The organism is Variovorax paradoxus (genome assembly GCF_009755665.1).
Lineage (GTDB): Bacteria > Pseudomonadota > Gammaproteobacteria > Burkholderiales > Burkholderiaceae_C > Variovorax > Variovorax paradoxus_G.
Map to the genome: position 1 here is coordinate 1,896,983 of NZ_CP046622.1, position 19,664 is coordinate 1,916,646.

Annotated in this window: 18 protein-coding genes; 10 read left to right on the forward strand and 8 right to left on the reverse strand. The window is 66.8% G+C overall.

Annotation, left to right across the window (positions count from 1 at the left end; all coding sequences use genetic code 11):
* Positions 1-5: 5 nt before the first annotated feature.
* The 3 genes from GOQ09_RS08810 to GOQ09_RS08820 form a co-directional block, all read right to left on the reverse strand.
* Complete coding sequence (locus GOQ09_RS08810; protein ID WP_157613089.1) at positions 6-1,142, reverse strand: ABC transporter permease; 1,137 nt, start codon at positions 1,140-1,142, stop codon at positions 6-8.
* A complete protein-coding gene (locus tag GOQ09_RS08815; RefSeq protein ID WP_157613090.1) occupies positions 1,139-2,950 on the reverse strand; it encodes an ATP-binding cassette domain-containing protein in 1,812 nt (603 codons plus the stop codon). Before GOQ09_RS08815 ends, GOQ09_RS08810 begins: the two co-directional genes overlap by 4 nt.
* Before the next feature lie 162 nt (positions 2,951-3,112).
* Positions 3,113-4,123: an HlyD family efflux transporter periplasmic adaptor subunit gene (locus GOQ09_RS08820; protein WP_157613091.1), complete on the reverse strand. Its 1,011-nt coding sequence runs from the start codon at positions 4,121-4,123 to the stop codon at positions 3,113-3,115.
* Positions 4,124-4,220: 97 nt separating this feature from the next.
* Between GOQ09_RS08820 and GOQ09_RS08825 the strand changes: the two genes are divergently transcribed.
* A complete protein-coding gene (locus tag GOQ09_RS08825; RefSeq protein ID WP_157613092.1) occupies positions 4,221-4,943 on the forward strand; it encodes a TetR/AcrR family transcriptional regulator in 723 nt (240 codons plus the stop codon).
* On the opposite strand, the gene GOQ09_RS08830 is transcribed toward GOQ09_RS08825, so the two are convergent.
* The 3 genes from GOQ09_RS08830 to GOQ09_RS08840 are packed head-to-tail and all read right to left on the reverse strand — an operon-like array spanning position 4,921 to position 8,176.
* Entirely contained in the window at positions 4,921-6,300 is a 1,380-nt protein-coding gene (locus GOQ09_RS08830) for a phospholipase D-like domain-containing protein (RefSeq protein ID WP_157613093.1), read from the reverse strand. The genes GOQ09_RS08825 and GOQ09_RS08830 overlap by 23 nt on opposite strands.
* A 40-nt stretch (positions 6,301-6,340) precedes the next feature.
* Complete coding sequence (locus GOQ09_RS08835; protein ID WP_157613094.1) at positions 6,341-7,027, reverse strand: glutathione S-transferase family protein; 687 nt, start codon at positions 7,025-7,027, stop codon at positions 6,341-6,343.
* 27 nt (positions 7,028-7,054) lie between these two features.
* Positions 7,055-8,176: a 5-methyltetrahydropteroyltriglutamate--homocysteine S-methyltransferase gene (locus GOQ09_RS08840; RefSeq protein ID WP_157613095.1), complete on the reverse strand. Its 1,122-nt coding sequence runs from the start codon at positions 8,174-8,176 to the stop codon at positions 7,055-7,057.
* A 144-nt stretch (positions 8,177-8,320) separates the two neighbouring features.
* On the opposite strand from GOQ09_RS08840, the gene GOQ09_RS08845 reads away from it, so the two are divergent.
* The 9 genes from GOQ09_RS08845 (at position 8,321) to GOQ09_RS08885 (ending at position 17,945) form a co-directional block, all read left to right on the forward strand.
* The gene (locus tag GOQ09_RS08845) at positions 8,321-9,427 is read left to right on the forward strand and encodes an aromatic ring-hydroxylating dioxygenase subunit alpha (protein WP_157613096.1); all 1,107 of its coding nucleotides are present in this window, start codon (positions 8,321-8,323) and stop codon (positions 9,425-9,427) included.
* Positions 9,424-10,224, forward strand: coding sequence for a GntR family transcriptional regulator (locus tag GOQ09_RS08850; protein ID WP_157613097.1), 801 nt, complete (start codon positions 9,424-9,426; stop codon positions 10,222-10,224). The genes GOQ09_RS08845 and GOQ09_RS08850 overlap by 4 nt, the downstream gene beginning before the upstream one ends.
* Before the next feature lie 44 nt (positions 10,225-10,268).
* Positions 10,269-11,255: a PDR/VanB family oxidoreductase gene (locus GOQ09_RS08855; RefSeq protein WP_157613098.1), complete on the forward strand. Its 987-nt coding sequence runs from the start codon at positions 10,269-10,271 to the stop codon at positions 11,253-11,255.
* A gap of 153 nt (positions 11,256-11,408) precedes the next feature.
* Positions 11,409-12,584 (forward strand): ABC transporter substrate-binding protein, encoded by a 1,176-nt coding sequence (locus tag GOQ09_RS08860; protein ID WP_157613099.1) that lies wholly within the window; start codon positions 11,409-11,411, stop codon positions 12,582-12,584.
* 315 nt (positions 12,585-12,899) lie between these two features.
* Positions 12,900-13,772, forward strand: a complete 873-nt coding sequence (locus GOQ09_RS08865; RefSeq protein WP_157613100.1) for a branched-chain amino acid ABC transporter permease — start codon at positions 12,900-12,902, stop codon at positions 13,770-13,772.
* Positions 13,773-14,756 (forward strand): branched-chain amino acid ABC transporter permease, encoded by a 984-nt coding sequence (locus GOQ09_RS08870; protein ID WP_157613101.1) that lies wholly within the window; start codon positions 13,773-13,775, stop codon positions 14,754-14,756.
* Complete coding sequence (locus GOQ09_RS08875; RefSeq protein ID WP_157613102.1) at positions 14,753-15,514, forward strand: ABC transporter ATP-binding protein; 762 nt, start codon at positions 14,753-14,755, stop codon at positions 15,512-15,514. Before GOQ09_RS08870 ends, GOQ09_RS08875 begins: the two co-directional genes overlap by 4 nt.
* Positions 15,507-16,211 carry an ABC transporter ATP-binding protein gene (locus GOQ09_RS08880; RefSeq protein ID WP_157613103.1) on the forward strand — a complete coding sequence of 235 codons (705 nt, stop codon included), beginning with the start codon at positions 15,507-15,509 and terminating at the stop codon, positions 16,209-16,211. The genes GOQ09_RS08875 and GOQ09_RS08880 overlap by 8 nt, the downstream gene beginning before the upstream one ends.
* Positions 16,212-16,244: 33 nt before the next feature.
* Complete coding sequence (locus GOQ09_RS08885; RefSeq protein ID WP_157613104.1) at positions 16,245-17,945, forward strand: tannase/feruloyl esterase family alpha/beta hydrolase; 1,701 nt, start codon at positions 16,245-16,247, stop codon at positions 17,943-17,945.
* A gap of 21 nt (positions 17,946-17,966) precedes the next feature.
* Here GOQ09_RS08885 and GOQ09_RS08890 read toward each other — a convergent pair whose 3' ends face one another.
* Positions 17,967-18,698 (reverse strand): DsbA family protein, encoded by a 732-nt coding sequence (locus GOQ09_RS08890; protein WP_157613105.1) that lies wholly within the window; start codon positions 18,696-18,698, stop codon positions 17,967-17,969.
* A complete protein-coding gene (locus GOQ09_RS08895; RefSeq protein WP_157613106.1) occupies positions 18,686-19,585 on the reverse strand; it encodes an MBL fold metallo-hydrolase in 900 nt (299 codons plus the stop codon). The genes GOQ09_RS08890 and GOQ09_RS08895 overlap by 13 nt, the downstream gene beginning before the upstream one ends.
* Between the last annotated feature and the right edge of the window lie 79 nt (positions 19,586-19,664).

A 19,664-nucleotide genomic window follows, 5' to 3' on the forward strand; every position in this document is an offset into this window, starting at 1 on the left:
GTCCTTCAGTCGAGGCTCTTGCGCGTGACGGCGCGGGCAAGCAACAGCAGCCCGACCGCATAGGCGGCAAGGATTGCGCAGTTGCGCCAGATCAGCGGCCAGACATCGCCCGCCAGGAACAGCGTCTTGATCAGGTCCATGAAGTAGGTGGCCGGCAGCACATGGCCGATGGCGCGCACCACGGCGGGCACATTGCGCAGGTCGAACAAAAAGCCCGACAGCATCATCGAAGGCATGAAAGTCGCGATCAGCGCGATCTGGCTCGCAAGAAACTGGTTGCGCGTGACGGACGAGATCACGAGGCCCAGGCTCACCGCCACGATCAGGTAGAGCATCGAACTGAGCACCACCGCGAACAGCGAGCCGACCATGGGCACCGCGAACAGGAAGCGCGCAGCCAGCAGGCACAGCACCAACCCCAGCATGCCGACCGCAAAGTACGGAATGATTTTTGCCACCAGTATTTCCACCGGCCGCACCGGCGTGACGAACAGCGCCTCGAGCGTGCCGCGCTCCCATTCGCGGGCCATGACCAGCGCGGTAAGAAATGCGCCGACCAGCGTCATGATGAGCACGATGAGGCCGGGCACCAGGTACCAGGTGCTGGTGTTCGCGGTGTTGAACCACATGCGCTGCTCCACGGTCACTCGGCCCGCGGAGGCTGTTGCTGCGCCGGCGGTGCCGCCGCCGCGGTCGGCCTGGCGCACGGCCGATTGGCCCAGGGCGCCGCTTACGTAGGCCAGGATGATGGTCGCGCGGCCCGCGTCCGCGCCATGCACGATGAGCTGCACGCGCGCGTTGCCCGCGGCCTGCGAGCGCGAAAAGTCGGCTGGCACGCGCACGATGCCGTCGATCTTGCGGTCGCGCATGAGCGCCTCGGCGTCGTGCATGGAGCCGAGAAGCACGGGTGCGATGGTGGGCGAAAGCTGAAGGCCTGCAATGGTTTCATGCGCCGTGGGCGAAGCGTCTTCGAGCACCACGCCCACCGGTGCGTTCTTCACGTCGAGCGACATGCCGTACCCGAAGATCAGGATCAGCACCATCGGCAGCAGGATGCCGATGGCCAGGTTGCTGCGGTCGCGCAGCAGCTGGCGAAACTCCTTGCGCGTGAGCGAGACCAGCCGGGTCCAGAAGCCACTCATGCCGCCACCTTCTCGCTTTGCTTCTGGCTTTTCTTCTGGCGCTCTGCCCGCCGGGCCTTCTCGACGATGCCGATGAACGCCTGTTCCATGTCGATGCGCCGGTCGCCCTGCTCGCCGTCGAGCGCCTGCGCCCGCACCTCCAGCGGAGTGCCGATGGCGAGCAGCTTGCCTGCGTCCTGGATCACGATGCGGTCGCAGTACTCCGCCTCTTCCATGAAATGGGTCGTGATGACGACGGTGGTGCCGCCTTCGGCCAGCGCGGTAATGCGGCGCCAGAACTCGCGGCGCGCGAGGGGGTCGGCGCCGCTCGTGGGCTCGTCGAGAAAGAGAATCTCGGGCTCGTGCAGCAGGCCCGTTGCCATGGCAAGGCGCTGCTTGTAGCCGCCCGGCAGCTGCCCGCTGGGCGCGTCGAGTTCGCTCTGGAGGTCGAACTGGTGCAGCACCGTGTCCATGCGCGCCTGCAGCTTCTGCCCGCGCAGGCCGTAGGCGCCGCCAAAGAACGAGAGGTTCTCGCGCACCGAAAGATTGCCGTAGAGCGCGAATTTCTGCGACACGTAGCCGATGCGCTGCCGGGCCTGTGCGCGCGCATGGCGCAAATCGACACCGGCTACGCGCAACTGGCCGCCGCTTGCGGGCAGCAGGCCGCACAGCATGCGAAAGGTGGTGGTCTTGCCCGCGCCGTTGGGGCCGAGCAGGCCGAAGATTTCGCCGCGCCGCACGGAGAAGCTGGTACTCGCCACAGCCACGAAGTCGCCGAAGCGGCGGACCAGATCTTTCACTTCGATGACCACTTCGCCGGGCTCGCCCGCGGCCGGTGCAAGGCCGCCGGCCGCCGCCGATTGCTTGATGTCGGCGGCAGGGGCCTGCTGCGTGCGCAGCAGCGTCATGAAGCCGTCTTCGAGCCGGGGTGGCACCGGCTCGGCGCGGGCGCCGGCCAGCAGCGCCGCAAGCCCGGCGTCGCCGGTGCCGGGCCGGCGAATGAAGCGCACTTCGCCGCCGTGCGGTACGGCATCGACGATGTCTTGCTGCGCATCGAGCAGGCGGGCCTGCATCAGGCGCGGTGCCTCGCCCGGCGGCGGCGTGGCGACGAAGCACAGGCCCTCGGCGCGGTCGCGGATCTCCGCCGGCGTGCCCTCTGCAATCAGCTGGCCTTCGCGCAGCACGAACACATGGCTGCAGCGCTCGGCCTCGTCGAGGTACGCGGTGCTCACGATGACGGAAAGCTGCTCTTCGTCCACCAGCTGCTGAACGATCTGCCAAAGCTCGCGCCGCGAGAGCGGATCGACACCCACGGTGGGCTCGTCGAGCAGCAGCAGGTCGGGCGAGCGCACCAGCGTGCAGGCCAGGCCGAGCTTCTGCTTCATGCCGCCTGACAGCTTGCCCGCGGGGCGATCGGTAAAGCGACCGAGGTCCGTCATTTCCATCAGCCGCGCATAGCGTTCGCGCCGCCTGGCCGGCGGCACGCCGTGCAGGTCGGCGTAGAGGTCAAGGTTCTCCTGCACGCTCAGGTCTTCGTACAGGCCGAAGCGCTGGGGCATGTAGCTGATGCGGTCCTGCACCGATTGCGGGTCGGCGGAAACATCGATGCCCAGCACGCGCAGTTCGCCTTCGTCGGCGCGCATCAGGCCGGCCATGAGCCGCAGCAGCGTCGTCTTGCCCGCGCCGTCGGGGCCGACCAGCGCGGTGAGCGTGCCGGCGGGAATTTGAAGCGACATGTCGTTGAGCGCGTGCACGGCCGTCTTAGACGCCTTGACCGTGAAGCGCTTGTGCAGCGAGCGTCCGCTGACGGCCGGCTCAGCGCGCAGCATTCAACGTCCCTCCGGGTATGCGGTCTTGCTCCTTCCCCTTCCGGGGGAAGGTTGGGATGGGGGCAGGGCAGAGCGTCCGATAGACACGCCGCTTGCCCCCACCCCAGCCCTCCCCCGAAAGGGGAGGGAGCAATGCGCGATGACGAGCGATGAGGTTCGTCATCACGGGCTGCCGTTCGAAGTCAGCTGAAGCCGCACCGTGGCCGGCATGCCGAGCCGCAGCTGGTCTTCCTTGTCGTCGACCATCACGCGGATTTCATACACAAGGCTGCTGCGCAGCTCTTCGGTCTGCACCGTCTTGGGCGTGAACTCGGCCACCGAGGAGATGTAGCCCACCTTGCCCGCAACCGGCCGGTGGGGATGGCTGTCGGTGGTGACGCTCGCCTGCTGGCCGGGGCGCACGCGGCCGAGGTCGGGCTCGGCCACGTAGGCCCGCACCCACTTGGGATCGGTGATGGCCAGCGTGAAGGCCGGGCGCTGCGGCGAGGCCATGTCGCCGGGTTCGAGCAGGCGGGCGCGCACCACCGCGTCGATGGGAGACTTGAGCTCGGCTTCGGCCAGCTGGTGGTTCATGAGCGCGAGGTCGGCGCGGGCCGATTCGAGCTGCGCCTGTGCCTGCGCAATGTCTTCCTTGCGCGGACCGGCCACCGCAAGCTGCTGCGCCTTGCGCGCGTTGTCCAGCTGCGCAAGCGCCACCTTGCGGCGCGCCTGTGCGCTGTCGAGGTCTTGCTGGCTCACGGCGCGGCCGGCCGTGGTCTGGCCGATGGCCTGCAGGCGCGCGAGCTGCTGCTGCGCCAGGTCGGCATCGGCCTGCGCGGCGGCGACCTGCGCGCCGGCCTGTGCCAGTTCTTCGGGGCGGCTGCCGGTCTTCAGCCGCAGCAGCGCCTGTTCCTGCACGCCGATGCGCGCCTGCGATTGCGCCACGCGCAGCGCCAGCGAGCGGGTGTCCAGTTTGCCCAGCACCTGCCCGGCGCGCACAGGGTCGCCTTCGCGCAGGGCGAGTTCCGCCACGCGCTCGTTGGCGTTGAAGGCCAGCGAGACCTGGCGCACATCGACATTGCCGTACAGCACGAGCGTGTCGGACGGCGGTGCCGAGCGATGGAGGTACCACCAGCCACCCGCCGTGACGGCGAGCGCCACGAGGGCAACGGCGATGAGAGGTTTCTTGTTCATGAGCGGTTCCTGCCGGGTTCCAGACTTGGAGTGGCCGCATGTTATCAAATTTAAATTTGAATTTGAAGTACTTTTTCATTTCGATTAACCTAGGGCCATGGCATCACGCTCTTCCAGTACCCGTTCTCCCGCTCCACGCCAGACAGCCGCCCGCACCCCGCGCACCGATGGCAACGCCACCCGGCTGCACATCCTCGAGACGGCCGGCCAGCTGTTTGCGGAACGCGGCTTCGCCGAAAGCACCAGCAAGGAAATCTGCACACGCGCCGGCACCAACATGGCCGCCGTCAATTACCACTTCGGCAGCAGGGACGGCCTATACGAGGCCGTGCTCATCGAGGCGCACCGGCAGCTAGTGAGCATGGATGAGCTGGTCAGCCTGGCCAGCGTGCCGGCCGACCCGCGGCTCAAGCTGCGCACCTTTCTCACGCATCTGATGGAGATGGGCAGCCAGCCCAAGGCGCCGTGGGGATTCCGGGTGGTGCTGCGCGAGGCGCTGTCGCCTTCACCGGCGCTGCCGGTGATGGTGCGCCAGGCGGTGCTGCCCAAGGCCAAGCTGATCCGCGGCCTGATCGGCGGCATCATGGGCCTGCCCGACGACCATCCCTCGGTGCAGCGGGCCATGCTCTTCGTGGTGCTGCCCTGCATCGTGATGACGGTGGCCCCCAAGGACCTGCGCAACGAAGTGCTGCCGGCCCTGAAGAACACCGAGGGCCTGGCGGACGACCTGATGCGTTATGTCTTCGCCGGCCTCGACGCCGTTGCGAAGGAAGCCAGGGCCGCGGCGCCCGCTGCCGCTACAGCTGGAAAGCGACGGTGAGCAGCAGCCCCTCGGCCACGTCGCGCAAGAGGCCCGGGCGCCGGGCGCGGTAGGGCTCGCCGGCGGAGGCCGTGGTTTCGATCCACTCGGCCAGCCAGTCGATTTCATGCGGGCCGTAGAACACAACGGCCGCCTCGTGGTTGAGCAGCAGGCTGCGCAGGTCGAGGTTGATCGATCCGCACATGGCCAGCTCGTTGTCGACCACCACCGCCTTGGCATGCGCCATGAAGGGCAGCATGCGAAAGCTCACGCCCGCGCGGGCCAGGTCGCGCATGGCGCGTGCGCGCACGAAGTCCGCCAGGCGGTGGTTCGACTGCGCAGGCATTGCGATGGTGACCTGCACGCCGCGCCGCGCGGCCAGCCGCAGCGCATCGCGCAGCCCGTCGCCGGGCACGAAATAGGGCGTGATGGCAAGCACGCGGTGCTCGGCCCGAAAGCAGGCATCGATCAGCAGCGCGTGGGCGGTGTCCTCGGTCTGGTCGGGGCCGCTCGGCAGGAACTGCGCCATGGCGCAGCCCGGGCCCTCCTGCACGTCGTCGGCCGTAATGGCGCGCGCCTTGCGGCTGCGTACCGAGCTCCAGTCATGGTCGAACTGCCGCGCCGCCGCCGCGGCCACGCTGCCGCGCAGGTCGAACGAAAGATCGTGCCAGGCTTGGGGGTATCTCTCGCTGCCGGTGAAGTATTCGCCTGCCAGGTTGCGGCCGCCCGACCACAGCCAGCCGTCGTCGGCAATGGTGAACTTGCGGTGGTTGCGCAGGTTGCGCGGCCCGATGCGGCGCAGGCTGAAGAAGGGGCGGAACACCGCGACCTCGCCGCCTGCCGAGCGCAGCACTTCGAAGTGGCGGCGCGGCAAGGTCAGCGCGCCGAAGCCGTCGAGCAGCACGCGCACCTTGATGCCTTCGCGCGCGCGTTGCGCCAGCCGCTCGATGACGGCGCGGCCCATCGCGTCGTCTCCGATGATGAAGGTGCACACGTCGATGCGCTCCCGCGCGCCGTCGATCACCTGCCACAGCGCCTCGCGCGCGGCTTCGCCGTCGGCATGCAGGCGGATCGCGCAGCGCCCGGGCGGCGCAAGGCCGAAGCTCTCGATCAGGTCGGCCGCCCAGTGCCCCGGTGGCATCGAGCGCGGCGGCCGTGGCGAGCCCGCCGGGCGCAGCTTGCGCTGGCCGAACAGCAGGTAGGCCGGCAGGATCAGGTAGGGCATGAGAACCAGCCCCATGACCCAGGCAATGGCGGTGGTGGGCGCGCGCTGCTCGCGGCGCGCGCGCGTGGTCAGTATGTAGACCAGCAGCGCGAAGGTGACGACGAGAAAATGCTGTGACGGTGAAGGCAGCCAGTCGAAACTCGTGTTCGGCATGCGGCAATGATGCCTGAGGACCGGGTGAGGCCGCCAGCGATCAGCGCGGCATCAGGAACGAGGCCACGTCGCGCCCTTCGGAGGCGAGAAAGCGCATCATCGGATCTACCACCGTTCGCACCGCGGGCCGCTCGCCCATGCGGCTGCGCCACGCCAGGAGCCGCGGCGTGGCCTCAGTCATGCGGGCACCCTTGCGGTCGGCAAAGATGCAGGCCATGTAGAAGGCGATGTCGGCGAAGGAATACGGACCGGCGAGGTAATCGCGCGTGGCCAGCAGGCCTTCCATCTCGTCGTAGTAGCGCGCGCAGGCGGCGCAAGCCGCGACGGCTGGCGCGCTCTGCATGTCGTGCTGCAGGCCAAAGAGCCTGATCACGTTGGGGAAGAAGACCTCGTCGGACTTCTGCTCCAGCTGCCGCGCCCGTGCCCGTTCGGCAATGCCTTGGGGCCACAGCGCGAGGTGCGCAGGGCCTGGGTAGCGGTCTTCGAGGTATTCGAAGATCTGCGTCGAGTCGAACAGCTCGACCTCGCCGTCGATGAGCACCGGCACCTGCTGCTTGACGGGGTTGATGCGCAGCACATCCGGGTGCTTGGGCTCGTAGGCATCGCCCTTGGTGAACGGCACCATCACCAGTTCGAAGTCGATGCCTTTTTCGAGCGCGGCGATCTGCACCTTCGCGCCGAACATGCTGAGGGGGCCTGAGTAGATTTTTGTGGTGGTCTTTGTCATGCCCCCGACTTCACCAGAAATGGCGCTTCAGGTCGAGCCCCACACCTCTTGTGCCGTCTCGACCACCAGGCGCAGCTTGTTGCGTTGCGCTTCCACCGCAATGTTGTTGCCGTGCACCGTGCTCGAGAAGCCGCACTGCGGCGACAGCGCGAGCTGCTCGAGCGGCGCGTACTTGGCGGCGTCCTCGATGCGGCGCTTGAGCTCGTCATTGTCTTCCATCTCGCCGAACTTGGTGGTCACGAGGCCCAGCACCACGGTCTTGCCCTTGGGCAGGTAGCGCAGCGGCTTGAAGTCGCCCGAGCGGGCGTCGTCGTACTCCATGAAGTACGCGTCCAGGTCCATCTCCTTCAGGAGCGCCTCGGCCACGGGCTCGTAATTGCCGGCCGCGGCGTGCGTGCTCTTGAAGTTGCCGCGGCACAGGTGCATGGCCAGCAGCATGCCCGGCGGCTTCTGCGCCACCACCTTGTTGATGAAGGCCGCATAGCGGTGGGGCAGTTCGTTGGGATCGTCGCCGCGCTTGCGGGCCGCTTCGCGCATGTGCTCGTCGCACAGGTAGGCCAGGTTGGTGTCGTCCATCTGCACGTAGGTGCAGCCGGCCGCGGCCAGCGAGCGCAGTTCGTCGCCATAGGCCTTGGCCACGTCGTCGTAGAACACCGGGTCGAGCTCTGGATACGCGTCCTTGCTGATGCCGGCGCGGCCGCCGCGGAAGTGCAGCATCGTCGGCGAGGGAATGGTCACCTTCGGCGTGCGGCCCGCGGACACCTGGCTCTTCAGGTACTGGAAGTCGGCCAGCTGGATGTCCTTGACGTGGCGCACCTTGTCGATCACGCGCATCGCGGGCGGAGCCAGTTCCTCGGTGCCGTCGGGCTTGCGGATGGTGACCGGAATGTCGGTTTTCACGCCGCCGAGCTGGTCGAGAAAGTCGATGTGGAAGTACGTGCGGCGGAACTCGCCGTCGGTAATGCTCTTCAGGCCAATGTCTTCCTGGAATCGGACGATCTCGGTGATGGCCTTGTCTTCGACCTTGCGCAGTTGCTCGGGCGTGATCTCGCCCTTGGCGTTCTGCTCGCGTGCTTCGAGCAGGTATTTGGGACGCAGAAAACTGCCGACGTGGTCATAGCGGGCGGGCAGGGCGGCGTGCTGGGACATGGAAATCTCCGTCGTGGCTGTAAACGAATCAAGCATCGTATCGCCTTGGAAACTTATGCGTCTGTATACATCGAACTCGGTAGTTACCCTGCGTTTGGCGGTTTTTAGTGGAATTTTTCTGAATTCTGTATACATTGAGTATTCATGAAGACGCCAAAGCCCACTTTCCCGCTGAACGCCTGGTATGCCGCCGCCTACGACGTCGAAGTGCGTCACGCGCTGCTGCCGCGCACCATCTGCAATGAAAAACTCGTGTTGTTCCGCCGCACCGACGGCCAGGTCGCCGCACTCGAAGATGCCTGCTGGCATCGGTTGATGCCGCTGTCGCTGGGCAAGCTCGAAGGCGACGAAGTGGTGTGCGGCTATCACGGTCTGGTCTACAACAGCCAGGGCCGCTGCACCCACATGCCCAGCCAGGAAACGCTGAACCCCTCGGCCTGCGTGCGCAGCTTTCCGGTGGTGGAGAAGCACCGCTTCGTCTGGATATGGCCGGGCGATCCGGCCAAGGCCGACCCGGCGCTGGTGCCCGACATGCACTGGAACGACGACCCCGCCTGGGCCGGCGACGGCAAGATGATTCGCGTGAACTGCGACTACCGCCTTGTGGTCGACAACCTGATGGACCTGACGCACGAGACCTTCGTGCACGGCTCCTCCATCGGCAACCGCGAAGTGGCCGAGGCGCCCTTCGTTGCCACGCACGGCGACCGCTCGGCCACCGTCACGCGCTGGATGGAGAGCATCGACGCGCCGCCGTTCTGGGGCGGGCAGATACGCCATGCGCGCGGCTACACCGGCAAGGTCGACCGCTGGCAGATCATCCGCTTCGAGGGGCCTTGCACCGTGAACATCGATGTCGGCGTGGCCGAGGCAGGCAGCGGCGCGGTGCCGAAGGACGGCAACCCCGGCGATCGCAGCAAGGGCGTGAACGGCTACGTGCTGAACACCATCACGCCCGAGACGGACAAGACCTGCCTCTACTTCTGGGCCTTTGCGCGCAACTACTGCCTGGGTGAACAGCGGCTCACGCACGAGCTGCGCGAAGGCGTGGCCGGCATCTTCCGCGAGGACGAAATCGTGCTCGAGGCACAGCAGAAGGCGATGGACGAGCGTCCGGACCACCAGTTCTACAACCTCAACATCGACGCCGGCTCGATGTGGGCGCGCCGCCTGATCGATCGCATGATCGAGAAGGAAAAGCCCGCGCGCGCTGCGATTCCGATCCGCCCCGCCGAGAAGCAGGCCGCATGAAGACTGCGGCCAACTCTCCCGTCTCTCCCGTCTCTCCCGTCTCGCCCATCGAAGCCGGCGACGGCGGCAGCTCGCAGGCCGTGAAGGCGCAGCTGCGCCTGCGCGAAATGATCCTGGCGGGCGAACTGCCGGGCGGCGCGCGCATTGCCGAAGTGGCCATCTCCGAGCAGCTCGGCGTCTCGCGCACGCCGGTGCGCAGCGCACTCATGCGTCTGGAGCAAGAAGGCCTGCTCGAGGCGCTGCCCAACGGCGGCTATGCGGTGCGCACTTTTTCCGAGCGCGACGTGGCCGACGCCATCGAACTGCGCGGCACGCTCGAAGGCCTGGTGGCGCGGCTCGCGGCCGAGCGCGGCGCAGCGCCGGTGGTGCTGCGCGAGGCGCGCGCCTGCCTGGCACGCATCGACGAACTGCTGCGCGAACCCGCACTCGACGACGCGGCTTTTTCGCGATACGTCACACACAACGAAAAGTTTCACGCGCTGCTCTGCGAAATGGCGGCGAGCCCTGTGATTGCGCAGCAGCTCGAGCGCGTGATCAACCTGCCGTTCGCATCGCCTTCGGGCTTTGTCGTCGTGCAGGCCAATTCGCCCGCCGCGCGCGACATGCTCGTCATTGCGCAAGACCAGCACCTGCAGGTGCTCGACGCCATCGAGGCCGGCGAGGGCTCGCGCGCCGAGGCGCTGATGCGCGAGCACAGCCGCATTGCGCGCCGCAACCTGCGCGAGGCGCTGCACGGCACGCCCGGTGCCGAGCGGCGCGCACTGCCCGGCGTGCAATTGATTCGCCGGCGCGGCTGAGCGAACGGCCTTTCTCTTCCTTTTTTGCTGTTGGTGTTCCCCCGATGAAAAGCGATCTTCAATGGATGCAGGCGCAGGTCGTTGCGCTGCGCGACGTCACGCCCACGGTGCGCGAGTTCGAACTGCGGCCGGAGCCGGGCTTTGCCGCCACCTACGAGCCCGGTTCGCACCTGCAAGTGCAGGTGATGACGGCCCAGGGCAAGTTGCAGATGCGCTCTTACTCGCTGGTGGGCGAGGGCGACGGCCAGTGCTGGCGCATTGCCGTGAAGCGGCTCGACGACGGCCGCGGCGGCTCGCTGGCGATGTGGCGCCTGGCCGTGGGCGACCGGCTGCAGGTGAGCGCGCCGCAGAACCACTTTCTGCTCGACACCAGCGCACCGGGTTACCTGCTCGTGGCCGGCGGCATCGGCATCACGCCGCTGGTGCTGATGGCCGAGCGCCTGGGCGAGCATGCGCGGCGCACCGGCGTGCCCGTGAAGATGCTCTATGGCGCGCGCCATGCCGGAGAGTTTGCCTATCTCGACCGGTTGCGCGAGGCGTTGGGCGAGCACGTTGCGGCGCATGAAGGCGCAGCGCCCATCGACTTTGCATCGGCCATCGCTGCTTTGCCCCAGGGCGGTCAGCTCTACAGCTGCGGGCCGGTGCCCATGCTCGAAGCCGTCAAGCGCGCGTGGCAGGCTGCGGGCCGCCCCCCGGCCGACCTGCGCTTCGAAACCTTCGGCAGCAGCGGGCGCCTCGCAACGCAGGCCTTCACGGTTCGCATTCCGCGGCACGACCTGGCGATTACCGTGCCGGCCGATTGCACCTTGCTTGAGGCGCTGGACGCCGCCGGCGTGGAAACGCTGTGGGACTGCAAACGCGGCGAGTGCGGCTTGTGCGCCATGGACGTGCTTGCTGTCGACGGAGAGGTCGACCATCGCGACGTGTTCCTGAGCGAGCACGAGAAGCAGGCGGCCACTCGCATCTGCGCCTGCGTGTCGCGTGCCGTGGGCACCCTCACGCTCGACTCTTCGTACCGGCCCGACAGCTGAAATCCGGTTGCGCGATCATCGCGCAGTTCATTTATTCATCGCGCAACAAAGCCCCGGCCCGGGGGCGGAGTAGGTGATTGCCTGCTCCGCCGCATGTTGCAAAGTGTTGAAAAATGGCCCCTGGTTCGTATTCGTCTCTCCAAGGAAAACCTCATGCAAAGACGCAAACTCATCCAGACCGCAGGCCTCACGGCGCTTGCGCTTTCCATGTCGCTTGCCAGCGCACAAGACAGCAACAAGTTCAAGATCGGCCTCATCCTGCCCATGACCGGCCAGCAGGCCTCCACCGGCCGCCAGATCGAAGCAGCCGCCCGGCTGTACATGGCGCAGAACGGCGATACCGTTGCGGGCAAGAAGATCGAGCTGATCGTCAAGGACGACGTGGCCACGCCGGACGTGACCAAGCGCCTCGCGCAGGAACTCATCGTGAACGACAAGGTGAACGTGATTGCGGGCTTCGGCGTCACGCCGGCCGCGCTGGCCGCAGCGCCGCTGGCTACGCAATCGAAAACGCCTCAGGTCGTGATGGCCGCGGCCACTTCGAGCATTACCGAAGCCTCGCCCTACATCGTGCGCAGCAGCTTCACGCTGCCGCAGGTGTCGGTGGCCATGGGCGACTGGGCGCCCAAGAACGGCGTGAAGACAGTCGTCACGCTCGTGGCCGATTACGGCCCCGGCAACGACGCCGAGAAATTCTTCACCGAGCGCTTCCAGCTCAACGGCGGCAAGGTGGTCGAGAAGCTGCGCGTGCCGCTGCGCAACCCAGACTTCGCGCCGTTCCTGCAGAAGGTGCGCGACCTCAAGCCCGATGCGCTGTTCGTCTTCGTGCCCTCGGGTGCCGGCGCGGCGGTGATGAAGCAGTTTCTCGAGCGCGGCATGGACAAGGCCGGCATCCGCATGATCGCCACCGGCGACGTGACCGACGATGACCAGCTCAATGACATGGGCGACGGCGCGCTGGGCGTGGTCACCTCGCACCACTACTCGGCCGCGCATCCTTCGCCGGCCAACAAGAAGTTTGTCGAGGCCTTCCAGAAGGCCAACCCCAAAATGCGCCCCAACTTCATGGCCGTGGGCGGCTATGACGGCATGCGTGTGATCTATGAGGCGCTCAAGGCCACCAAGGGCCAGGGCGGCGGCGACGCACTGCTCGCAGCCATGAAGGGCCAGATCTTCGAGAGCCCGCGCGGGCCGGTGTACATCGATGCACAAACGCGCGACATCGTGCAAGACGTGTACCTGCGCAAGGTCGAGAAGAAGGACGGACAGCTCTATAACGTCGAGTTCGACGTGATCAAGGGTGTGAAGGATCCGGGCAAGGCGAAGTAGTTGCCTTCAGGGCGCGCACCCGCCGACGGGGTACCTTTCTCCGCGAATGTCCCCCGGGGCTGCGCCCCTCCTCCTTTATTTCGCTGCGCAAGGCACCCCGCCAGCAGGTGCGTGATTCAGAGCAGTCGTTGATCAGCGGTGCACCAGCCGCGCGTACCAGTGCACAGGGCATCGGGTGCTCCCCGCAGCGAAATAAAGGAGGAGGCCGAAGGCCGGGGGACATTCGCGGAGGGGAGTACCCGGTGGCCTTTGCACACGCCCTGAACAACAGCGCCCAGAAAGCAAGCCGCGCAACAACGTGGTGGAAAAAATGACATGTTGACCATTCTTTTCGACGGCATCGCCTACGGCATGCTGCTCTTCGTGCTCGCGGTCGGACTCGCCGTGACGCTCGGGTTGATGAACTTCATCAACCTGGCGCACGGTGCCTTCGCCATGGCGGGCGGGTACCTCACCGTTTTTGCGATGCAGAAACTCGGCGTGCCATTCCTGGCTTGCCTTCCGCTCGCATTCATCGTGGTGGCATTAGCTGGCGCATTGCTCGAGCGCACGCTCTACCGGCCCATGTACGGCAAGCCGCACCTCGACCAGGTGCTGTTTTCCATTGGCCTTGCCTTCATGGCCGTGGCGGCCATCGACTACTTTGTCGGTTCTTCGCAGCAGAACATCCAATTGCCTGAATGGCTGCGCGGCCGCACCGAGGTGGGCGACGGCGCGCTGCTGCTCGGCATGGGGCACTACCGGCTCTTCATCATTGCCGTGTGCGCCGTGCTCACGGTCGTGCTTCAGCTCATTCTCTCGAAGACTCGTTTCGGCAGCCGGCTGCGCGCCGCTGTGGATGACCCGCGCGTGGCTTCGGGGTTGGGCATCAACGTCAACGTTGTGTTCCTGCTGACTTTTGCGGTGGGTTCAGGCCTCGCAGGGCTGGGCGGTGCGCTGGGCGCCGAGATCCTCGGGCTCGACCCGACGTTTCCGCTCAAGTACATGATCTATTTCCTGATCGTGGTGTCGGTCGGCGGCACCTCGTCGATTACCGGGCCGCTCGCGGCTGCGCTGCTGCTTGGCATTGCGGATGTGGCGGGCAAGTATTTCATTCCCAAGATGGGCGCGTTCACCGTCTACCTGCTCATGATCTTGATATTGATGTGGCGGCCGCAGGGCTTGTTCACGCGCAAGGGAGGCCGCTGAATGAACGAGCCTTCAACGTACCAGTCGACCCTGCTGCACAAGGCGCGATGGCGCCCGCTCGAATTCGTGGTGTGGGCCGTGGCGTTCGCGCTGCCGTTTCTCATGCCTTCGCATTCGTTGCTGGTCAACGAGATCGCCATCGTTGCGCTGTTCGCGATGTCGCTCGATTTGATCCTCGGCTACACCGGGATCGTGTCGCTCGGCCATGCCGCCTTCTTCGGCTTTGGTGCCTACACCGCGGCGCTGTTCGCCAAGCTCGTGATGCCGGACCCGACCGTGGGCCTGGTGGTGGCCACCGTGCTCTCGGCCATGCTCGGCCTTGTGGCCAGCGTCACCATCCTGCGCGGCAGCGACCTCACGCGGCTGATGGTCACGTTGGGCACCGCGCTGCTGCTGCTCGAGCTTGCCAACAAGCTCGACTGGCTCACCGGCGGAGCCGACGGGCTGCAGGGCGTGGTGATGGGGCCGGTGCTCGGCCTGTTCGAGTTCGACCTGTATGGCCGCACGGCCGCCTGGTATTCGCTGGCCGTGATGCTGTTGCTGTTCCTGGTGATGCGCCGCATCGTGCACTCGCCCTTCGGCGCCACGCTGAAGGCGATTCGCGACAACCGGCTGCGTGCCATGGCCATCGGCATTCCGGTGGTGTCGCGGCTCGTGGTCATCTACACCGTGGCGGCCGGCATTGCCGGTGCCGCCGGCGCGCTGCTGGCGCAGACCACCGGCTTTGCCTCGCTCGACGTGCTGGCTTTCGACCGATCGGCCGACGTGCTGCTCATGCTGGTGATCGGCGGCGTGGGTTGGCTCTACGGCGGCGTGGCGGGGGCCATCGTCTTCAAGCTGCTGCAGAACTGGCTCTCGGCCGTGACGCCGCAGTACTGGATGTTCTGGATCGGGCTGCTGCTGGTGCTGCTGGTTCTGGTGGGGCGCGACCGCGTGCTCAAGCCGTGGACGTGGCTAGGCAAGAAGAAGGCCGGTGCATCGTGACCGAAACCGTGCTTTCCACGCAAGGCCTGGTGATGCGCTTCGGCGGCATCACGGCCACCCACAACGTCACCATGGAACTCAAGCGCGGTGCGCGCCATGCGCTGATAGGCCCCAACGGCGCCGGCAAGACCACGCTCATCAACCTGCTGACCGGTGTGCTCACGCCGACCGAAGGCCGCATCTCGCTGCTCGGTGAAGACATCACCACGCTGGCGCCGCACAAGCGCGTGGCGCGCGGCCTGGTGCGCACTTTTCAGATCAACCAGCTGTTCGATTCGATGACGCCGCTCGAAACGCTCGCGCTCGTCGTCTCGCAGCACCAGGGCATCTCGTCGCAGTGGTGGCGCCCGCTGGGCTCCACCAAGGCGGTGACTGAACGCGCGGCGCAGTTGCTCGAGCAGTTTCACCTCGGTGACGTGGCCCGACAGCAGACGAAGTTCATGGCCTACGGCAAGCGCCGCCTGCTCGAGATTGCGATTGCGCTGGCCTGCGAACCGCGCGTGCTGCTGCTCGATGAACCCGTGGCCGGCGTGCCCGCCGGCGAGCGCGAAGAGCTGCTTGAAACCGTTGCCGCATTGCCGGCCGATGTGTCGGTACTGCTGATCGAACACGACATGGACCTGGTGTTCAGCTTTGCCGACCGCATGACGGTGCTGGTGAACGGCGCGCTGCTGACGGAGGGCGACCCCGAAACCATCGCCAACGATCCGAAGGTGAAAGAGGTCTATCTGGGCCACGGGGAGCACGCCCATGTCTGAATTGCTTCGCATCGAGAACCTGAGCGCCGGCTACGGCGAGGCCGTGGTGCTGCACGACGTTGCTTTTTCGCTCGGCGAAGGGCAAACGCTGGCGCTGCTGGGGCGCAACGGCACGGGCAAGACCACGCTCATCAATACGCTGGCGGGCGCCACGCGGCAGCACGGCGGCAGCATTTCGCTGGGCGGGCAAGCCCTGCACAAGCTCGCACCGCACCAGCGCGCGGCAGCCGGCATCGGCTGGGTGCCGCAGGAGCGCAACATCTTCAAGTCGCTCACGGTGCATGAAAACCTCACCGCGGTGGAGCGTCCTGGAAAGTGGAACCCGCAGCGCGTCTACGAGATGTTCCCGCGCCTTGCCGAGCGCAAGACCAACCTCGGCACGCAGCTTTCGGGCGGCGAGCAGCAGATGCTCGCCGTGGGCCGCGCGCTGGTGCTCAACCCCCGGCTGCTGCTGCTCGACGAGCCGCTCGAAGGCCTCGCGCCGATCATCGTCGAAGAGCTGTTGCGCGCCATCCGACGCATTACCCAGGACGAAGGGCTGGCGGCCATCATCGTGGAGCAGCACCCGCAGGCGATCCTCGCGATTTCCGACCACGCGGTGGTGCTCGACCACGGCACCATCGTGCACACCGATAGCGCGGCGGCATTGCGCAGCCAGCCGCAGGTGCTTGAAAGATTGCTGGGCGTGGCCCGGTAACCGTCCCGGCAAACAAGAAGGAGACACACACAAATGGCGACCCCGAAGAAAGTATTTTGCGGGGGCGCCATGCTGGCCTCCGCCATCTTGCTGGCTGCCTGCGGCACCACCACGGGGCCGCAGAGCCTTTCGCTCGGCGGCAATCCCGCGGCATCTTGCGCGGCGCTCGTTGCACCGGTGGCGCCCGCGGCCATCGGCCTGCCGAGCGGTGCGGCCACGGTCGACTCGGCCACGCTCGTTCCAGCCGCCGCGCTGGCTGTGGCCGAGCGCGCGGGCACCCCCGCGGGGCGCATCACGCCGCCGACGCCAGCGCACTGCAAGGTGCTCGGCCGCATCGCGCCGCTCGATGCGGCCGCGCCGCCCATCCTTTTCCAGGTGAACCTGCCGCTCGTGTGGAACGGGCGCAGCGTGCAGTACGGTGGTGGCGGATTCAACGGCGTGCTGATCACCGGCCTTGCGCTGGTGCCGGGCGCGCGTTTCGACCAGCCTACGCCGCTCGCGCAAGGCTACGTAACCTACGGCACCGACTCCGGCCATCAGAACGTGCAGGGCCAGCCGCCGCAGGCTTTTGCGCTCAACGACGAGGCATTGGTGAATTTTGCGCACGCCTCGTACAAGAAGGTGCGCGACGTGGCGGTGGCGCTGATTCAGCGCGCCTACGGGCAGGCACCGCAGAAGCTGTACTTCGTGGGCAGCTCCGAAGGCGGCCGCGAAGGGCTCACCATGGCGCAGCGCTATCCGCGGGATTTCGACGGCATCTTCAGCCGCGTGCCGGTCATCAACTGGACGGGGCTGCAGCATGCCGGCACGCGCAACGGCATCGCCACCATGGGCGAAGGATGGCTGCGGCCCGCGCAGGTGCAGCTGGTGCACAACGCTGTGCTCGCGTCATGCGACGCCACTGACGGTGCTGTGGACGGCATCGTGTCGAACCCGGTAGGCTGCCTGCAGCGCTTCGATCCCGCCAGCCTGCGCTGCGCCGCGGGCACCAGCGGAGACAACTGCCTGAACGATGCGCAGGTGCAGGCGGTGCGCACGCTGCGCTCGCCGTGGCGTTCGCCCGTGCCGCTGGCGCATGGCGTGACCGAGTACCCAGGCTGGGGTATCGGCGGCGAAGGCACGCCGGCCTTTGCGGCCACGGGCGGCTGGAACGCGTGGTGGACGGGCACCGCCGCGCCCACCGTGCCGCCGCAACAGAGCAACGGCATTGCATGGTTCTACGGCAGCGGGGCGCTGCAGTATTTCTATGCGCGCAATCCGTCGCTCGATGTGCGCAACTACCGTGCGGAAGATTTCGCTGCGCGCATCGCCACCGTGTCGCAGCTGATGGATTCGACCAACCCCGATCTCGGCGCGTTCCAGGCCCGCGGCGGCAAGCTGCTGATGCTCGAGCACATGGCCGACTACGCCCAGAGCCCGTTCGCGGGCATTCGCTATTACGAATCGGTGGTGGCGCGCATGGGGCGCGACAACGTGGACCGCTTCATGCGCCTATACACGGCGCCGGGCGTGGACCACGTGGGCGCCGGCGCCCCCGCCAATGTCGACATGCTCGGCGCGCTGGCCGACTGGGTCGAACGCGGCCGCGCACCGGGCGGCCTGCAATTGGCCGAGCAGGAAGTGCAGCCACCGTTCAGGGTGGTTCGTTCTCGGCCACTGTGCGAGTGGCCGCTGTGGCCGCGCTACACGGGTGGCGAGGCGTCGCAGGCGGGCAGCTTCCAGTGCAGCAGGTAGCAGCGCGAAGGCCGTGAGGGCCTAGATTGCGCAGCTGTCCGGGCCGCACGACGCTTGGCCGGCGCCAGCGTTTGCCGCGTCGCCAGCGGGCGCTGCCAGCGTGGCCAGCTGCGCCTTCCATTCGTCGGCACGCCCGAGCCACGGACCGATGTCGACCCGGCTCGCGCTGCCATCGGCCTGCACCAGCACAAAGGTCGGGAAGCCCTGGCCCCCGGCACGCTGTAGCAGTTGCCGGCTGGCGGCAATGTGCTGCGCAGTGGCCTCGCCGGACAGGCGTGCGAAAGCCGATGCAAAGGCCTCGGCATCAAAGCCAAGTTCTGCGGCCACCGCTGCGAGCACGTCCACGTCGGCGATGCGCCGGCCTTCGACATAGTGCGCGCGCTGCAGCCGATGGATCATGTCGAGGCCGCCACCCGTTCGCAGCACCTCGGCCGCGAGCACCGCGGTGGTCGGCGGCTCGGAATCCATGACCGCGCCCGTGTCGCGCAGCAGCCCTTCGAAGTAGGTTTCGCCGAACGGCTGGCCCGTGAGCTCGGCAATGCGCCGGTCGTGCGGCATCACGTAGTCGCGCCACTGCGCGGTAATGGACCGCCGGTTGGCGCCGGTCATCATGCCGCCGCCATGGAACTCGACCTTGAGCCCGGCCACGCTGCGCGCCGCATCGACCAGCGGTGCGGCCGCATAGCACCAGCCGCACATCGGATCGAAGATGTAGTGCAGCGCGGTGCTGTTGTTGTCGTTCACTGCGGCCATTTCATTTCTCCCTTGATCACCTTGGCACTCAGTTCGAGCGACGAAGCGTGCTGCAGCTTGGGGTAGCGCTTCTTCATGGCGGCGACGAGCGCGGCCGAGTCGTTGGCCTTGGCGGCCTCGGTTTCGAAGGCTTGCAGGTAGCTGCGCGTGAACTTCACCGAAGCCACCGAGTAGAGCATCGATCCATCGGCATTGGGCTCGAAGTGGCCCGGCACCACGGTCTTGGGGCGCAGCGCTTCGATGCGGCCGAGCGTCTTGAGCCAGTCACGGCGCGATTCGGGCGTTTGCGTGTCGGCCACCCACAGGTGGATGTTGGCCGACACGGGCACGCCGCCGACCACGGCCTTGATGGAGGGAATCCACGCAAAGGTTCGCGCCGGGGTCGGGCCGTCGAGGCCCACCACCTGGATCTTGCGGCCTTCGAGTTCGATGCTGTCGCCGGTCAGCGGCTCGGGCACGACCAGTGCCTTGGGTGCGTTCTCCTTCAGGATGGGGCCCCAGTGCGCGAGCTTGCCGTCCTTCGATGCCTGGATGGCGGCGACGGTCTGCGGCGTGGCGACGATCTTCGCGTCTGGGAAGGCGGCCTGGATCACGTCGAGGCCGAAGTAGTAGTCGGGATCGCTGTGGCTGATGTAGACCGTGGTCAGCTTCTTGCCGCTGGCCTTGATCTTCTGCACCAGCGCCTCGGCGTCGTTGCGCTGGAACTGCGCGTCGATCAGAACCGCATCGGCCTGGCCGGTGACCAGCTCGGAAGACACGGGGAACATCGACTTGGCGCCGGGGTTGTACACGTCCAGCTTCAGCGGCTCGGCAGCCCCGGCTGCGAACGAGGCAAGGGACAGCGCGGCGGAAAGGGCGGTAGCGGAAAGAAGGCTTCTGCGGAACATTTCGGGTCTTTCGGTTGAATGGGCTTGATGGGTGACAACGTGACAGACCCGATGGTAGGTTTCAGTAAAAGGAACAAAA

Coding starts and splice junctions, on each gene's coding strand:
- GOQ09_RS08810 (WP_157613089.1), bottom strand. CDS start 1,142: ATGAGTGGCTTCTGGACCCGGCTGGTCTCGCTCACGCGCAAGGAGTTT.
- GOQ09_RS08815 (WP_157613090.1), bottom strand. CDS start 2,950: ATGCTGCGCGCTGAGCCGGCCGTCAGCGGACGCTCGCTGCACAAGCGC.
- GOQ09_RS08820 (WP_157613091.1), bottom strand. CDS start 4,123: ATGAACAAGAAACCTCTCATCGCCGTTGCCCTCGTGGCGCTCGCCGTC.
- GOQ09_RS08825 (WP_157613092.1), top strand. CDS start 4,221: ATGGCATCACGCTCTTCCAGTACCCGTTCTCCCGCTCCACGCCAGACA.
- GOQ09_RS08830 (WP_157613093.1), bottom strand. CDS start 6,300: ATGCCGAACACGAGTTTCGACTGGCTGCCTTCACCGTCACAGCATTTT.
- GOQ09_RS08835 (WP_157613094.1), bottom strand. CDS start 7,027: ATGACAAAGACCACCACAAAAATCTACTCAGGCCCCCTCAGCATGTTC.
- GOQ09_RS08840 (WP_157613095.1), bottom strand. CDS start 8,176: ATGTCCCAGCACGCCGCCCTGCCCGCCCGCTATGACCACGTCGGCAGT.
- GOQ09_RS08845 (WP_157613096.1), top strand. CDS start 8,321: ATGAAGACGCCAAAGCCCACTTTCCCGCTGAACGCCTGGTATGCCGCC.
- GOQ09_RS08850 (WP_157613097.1), top strand. CDS start 9,424: ATGAAGACTGCGGCCAACTCTCCCGTCTCTCCCGTCTCTCCCGTCTCG.
- GOQ09_RS08855 (WP_157613098.1), top strand. CDS start 10,269: ATGAAAAGCGATCTTCAATGGATGCAGGCGCAGGTCGTTGCGCTGCGC.
- GOQ09_RS08860 (WP_157613099.1), top strand. CDS start 11,409: ATGCAAAGACGCAAACTCATCCAGACCGCAGGCCTCACGGCGCTTGCG.
- GOQ09_RS08865 (WP_157613100.1), top strand. CDS start 12,900: ATGTTGACCATTCTTTTCGACGGCATCGCCTACGGCATGCTGCTCTTC.
- GOQ09_RS08870 (WP_157613101.1), top strand. CDS start 13,773: ATGAACGAGCCTTCAACGTACCAGTCGACCCTGCTGCACAAGGCGCGA.
- GOQ09_RS08880 (WP_157613103.1), top strand. CDS start 15,507: ATGTCTGAATTGCTTCGCATCGAGAACCTGAGCGCCGGCTACGGCGAG.
- GOQ09_RS08885 (WP_157613104.1), top strand. CDS start 16,245: ATGGCGACCCCGAAGAAAGTATTTTGCGGGGGCGCCATGCTGGCCTCC.
- GOQ09_RS08890 (WP_157613105.1), bottom strand. CDS start 18,698: ATGGCCGCAGTGAACGACAACAACAGCACCGCGCTGCACTACATCTTC.
- GOQ09_RS08895 (WP_157613106.1), bottom strand. CDS start 19,585: ATGTTCCGCAGAAGCCTTCTTTCCGCTACCGCCCTTTCCGCCGCGCTG.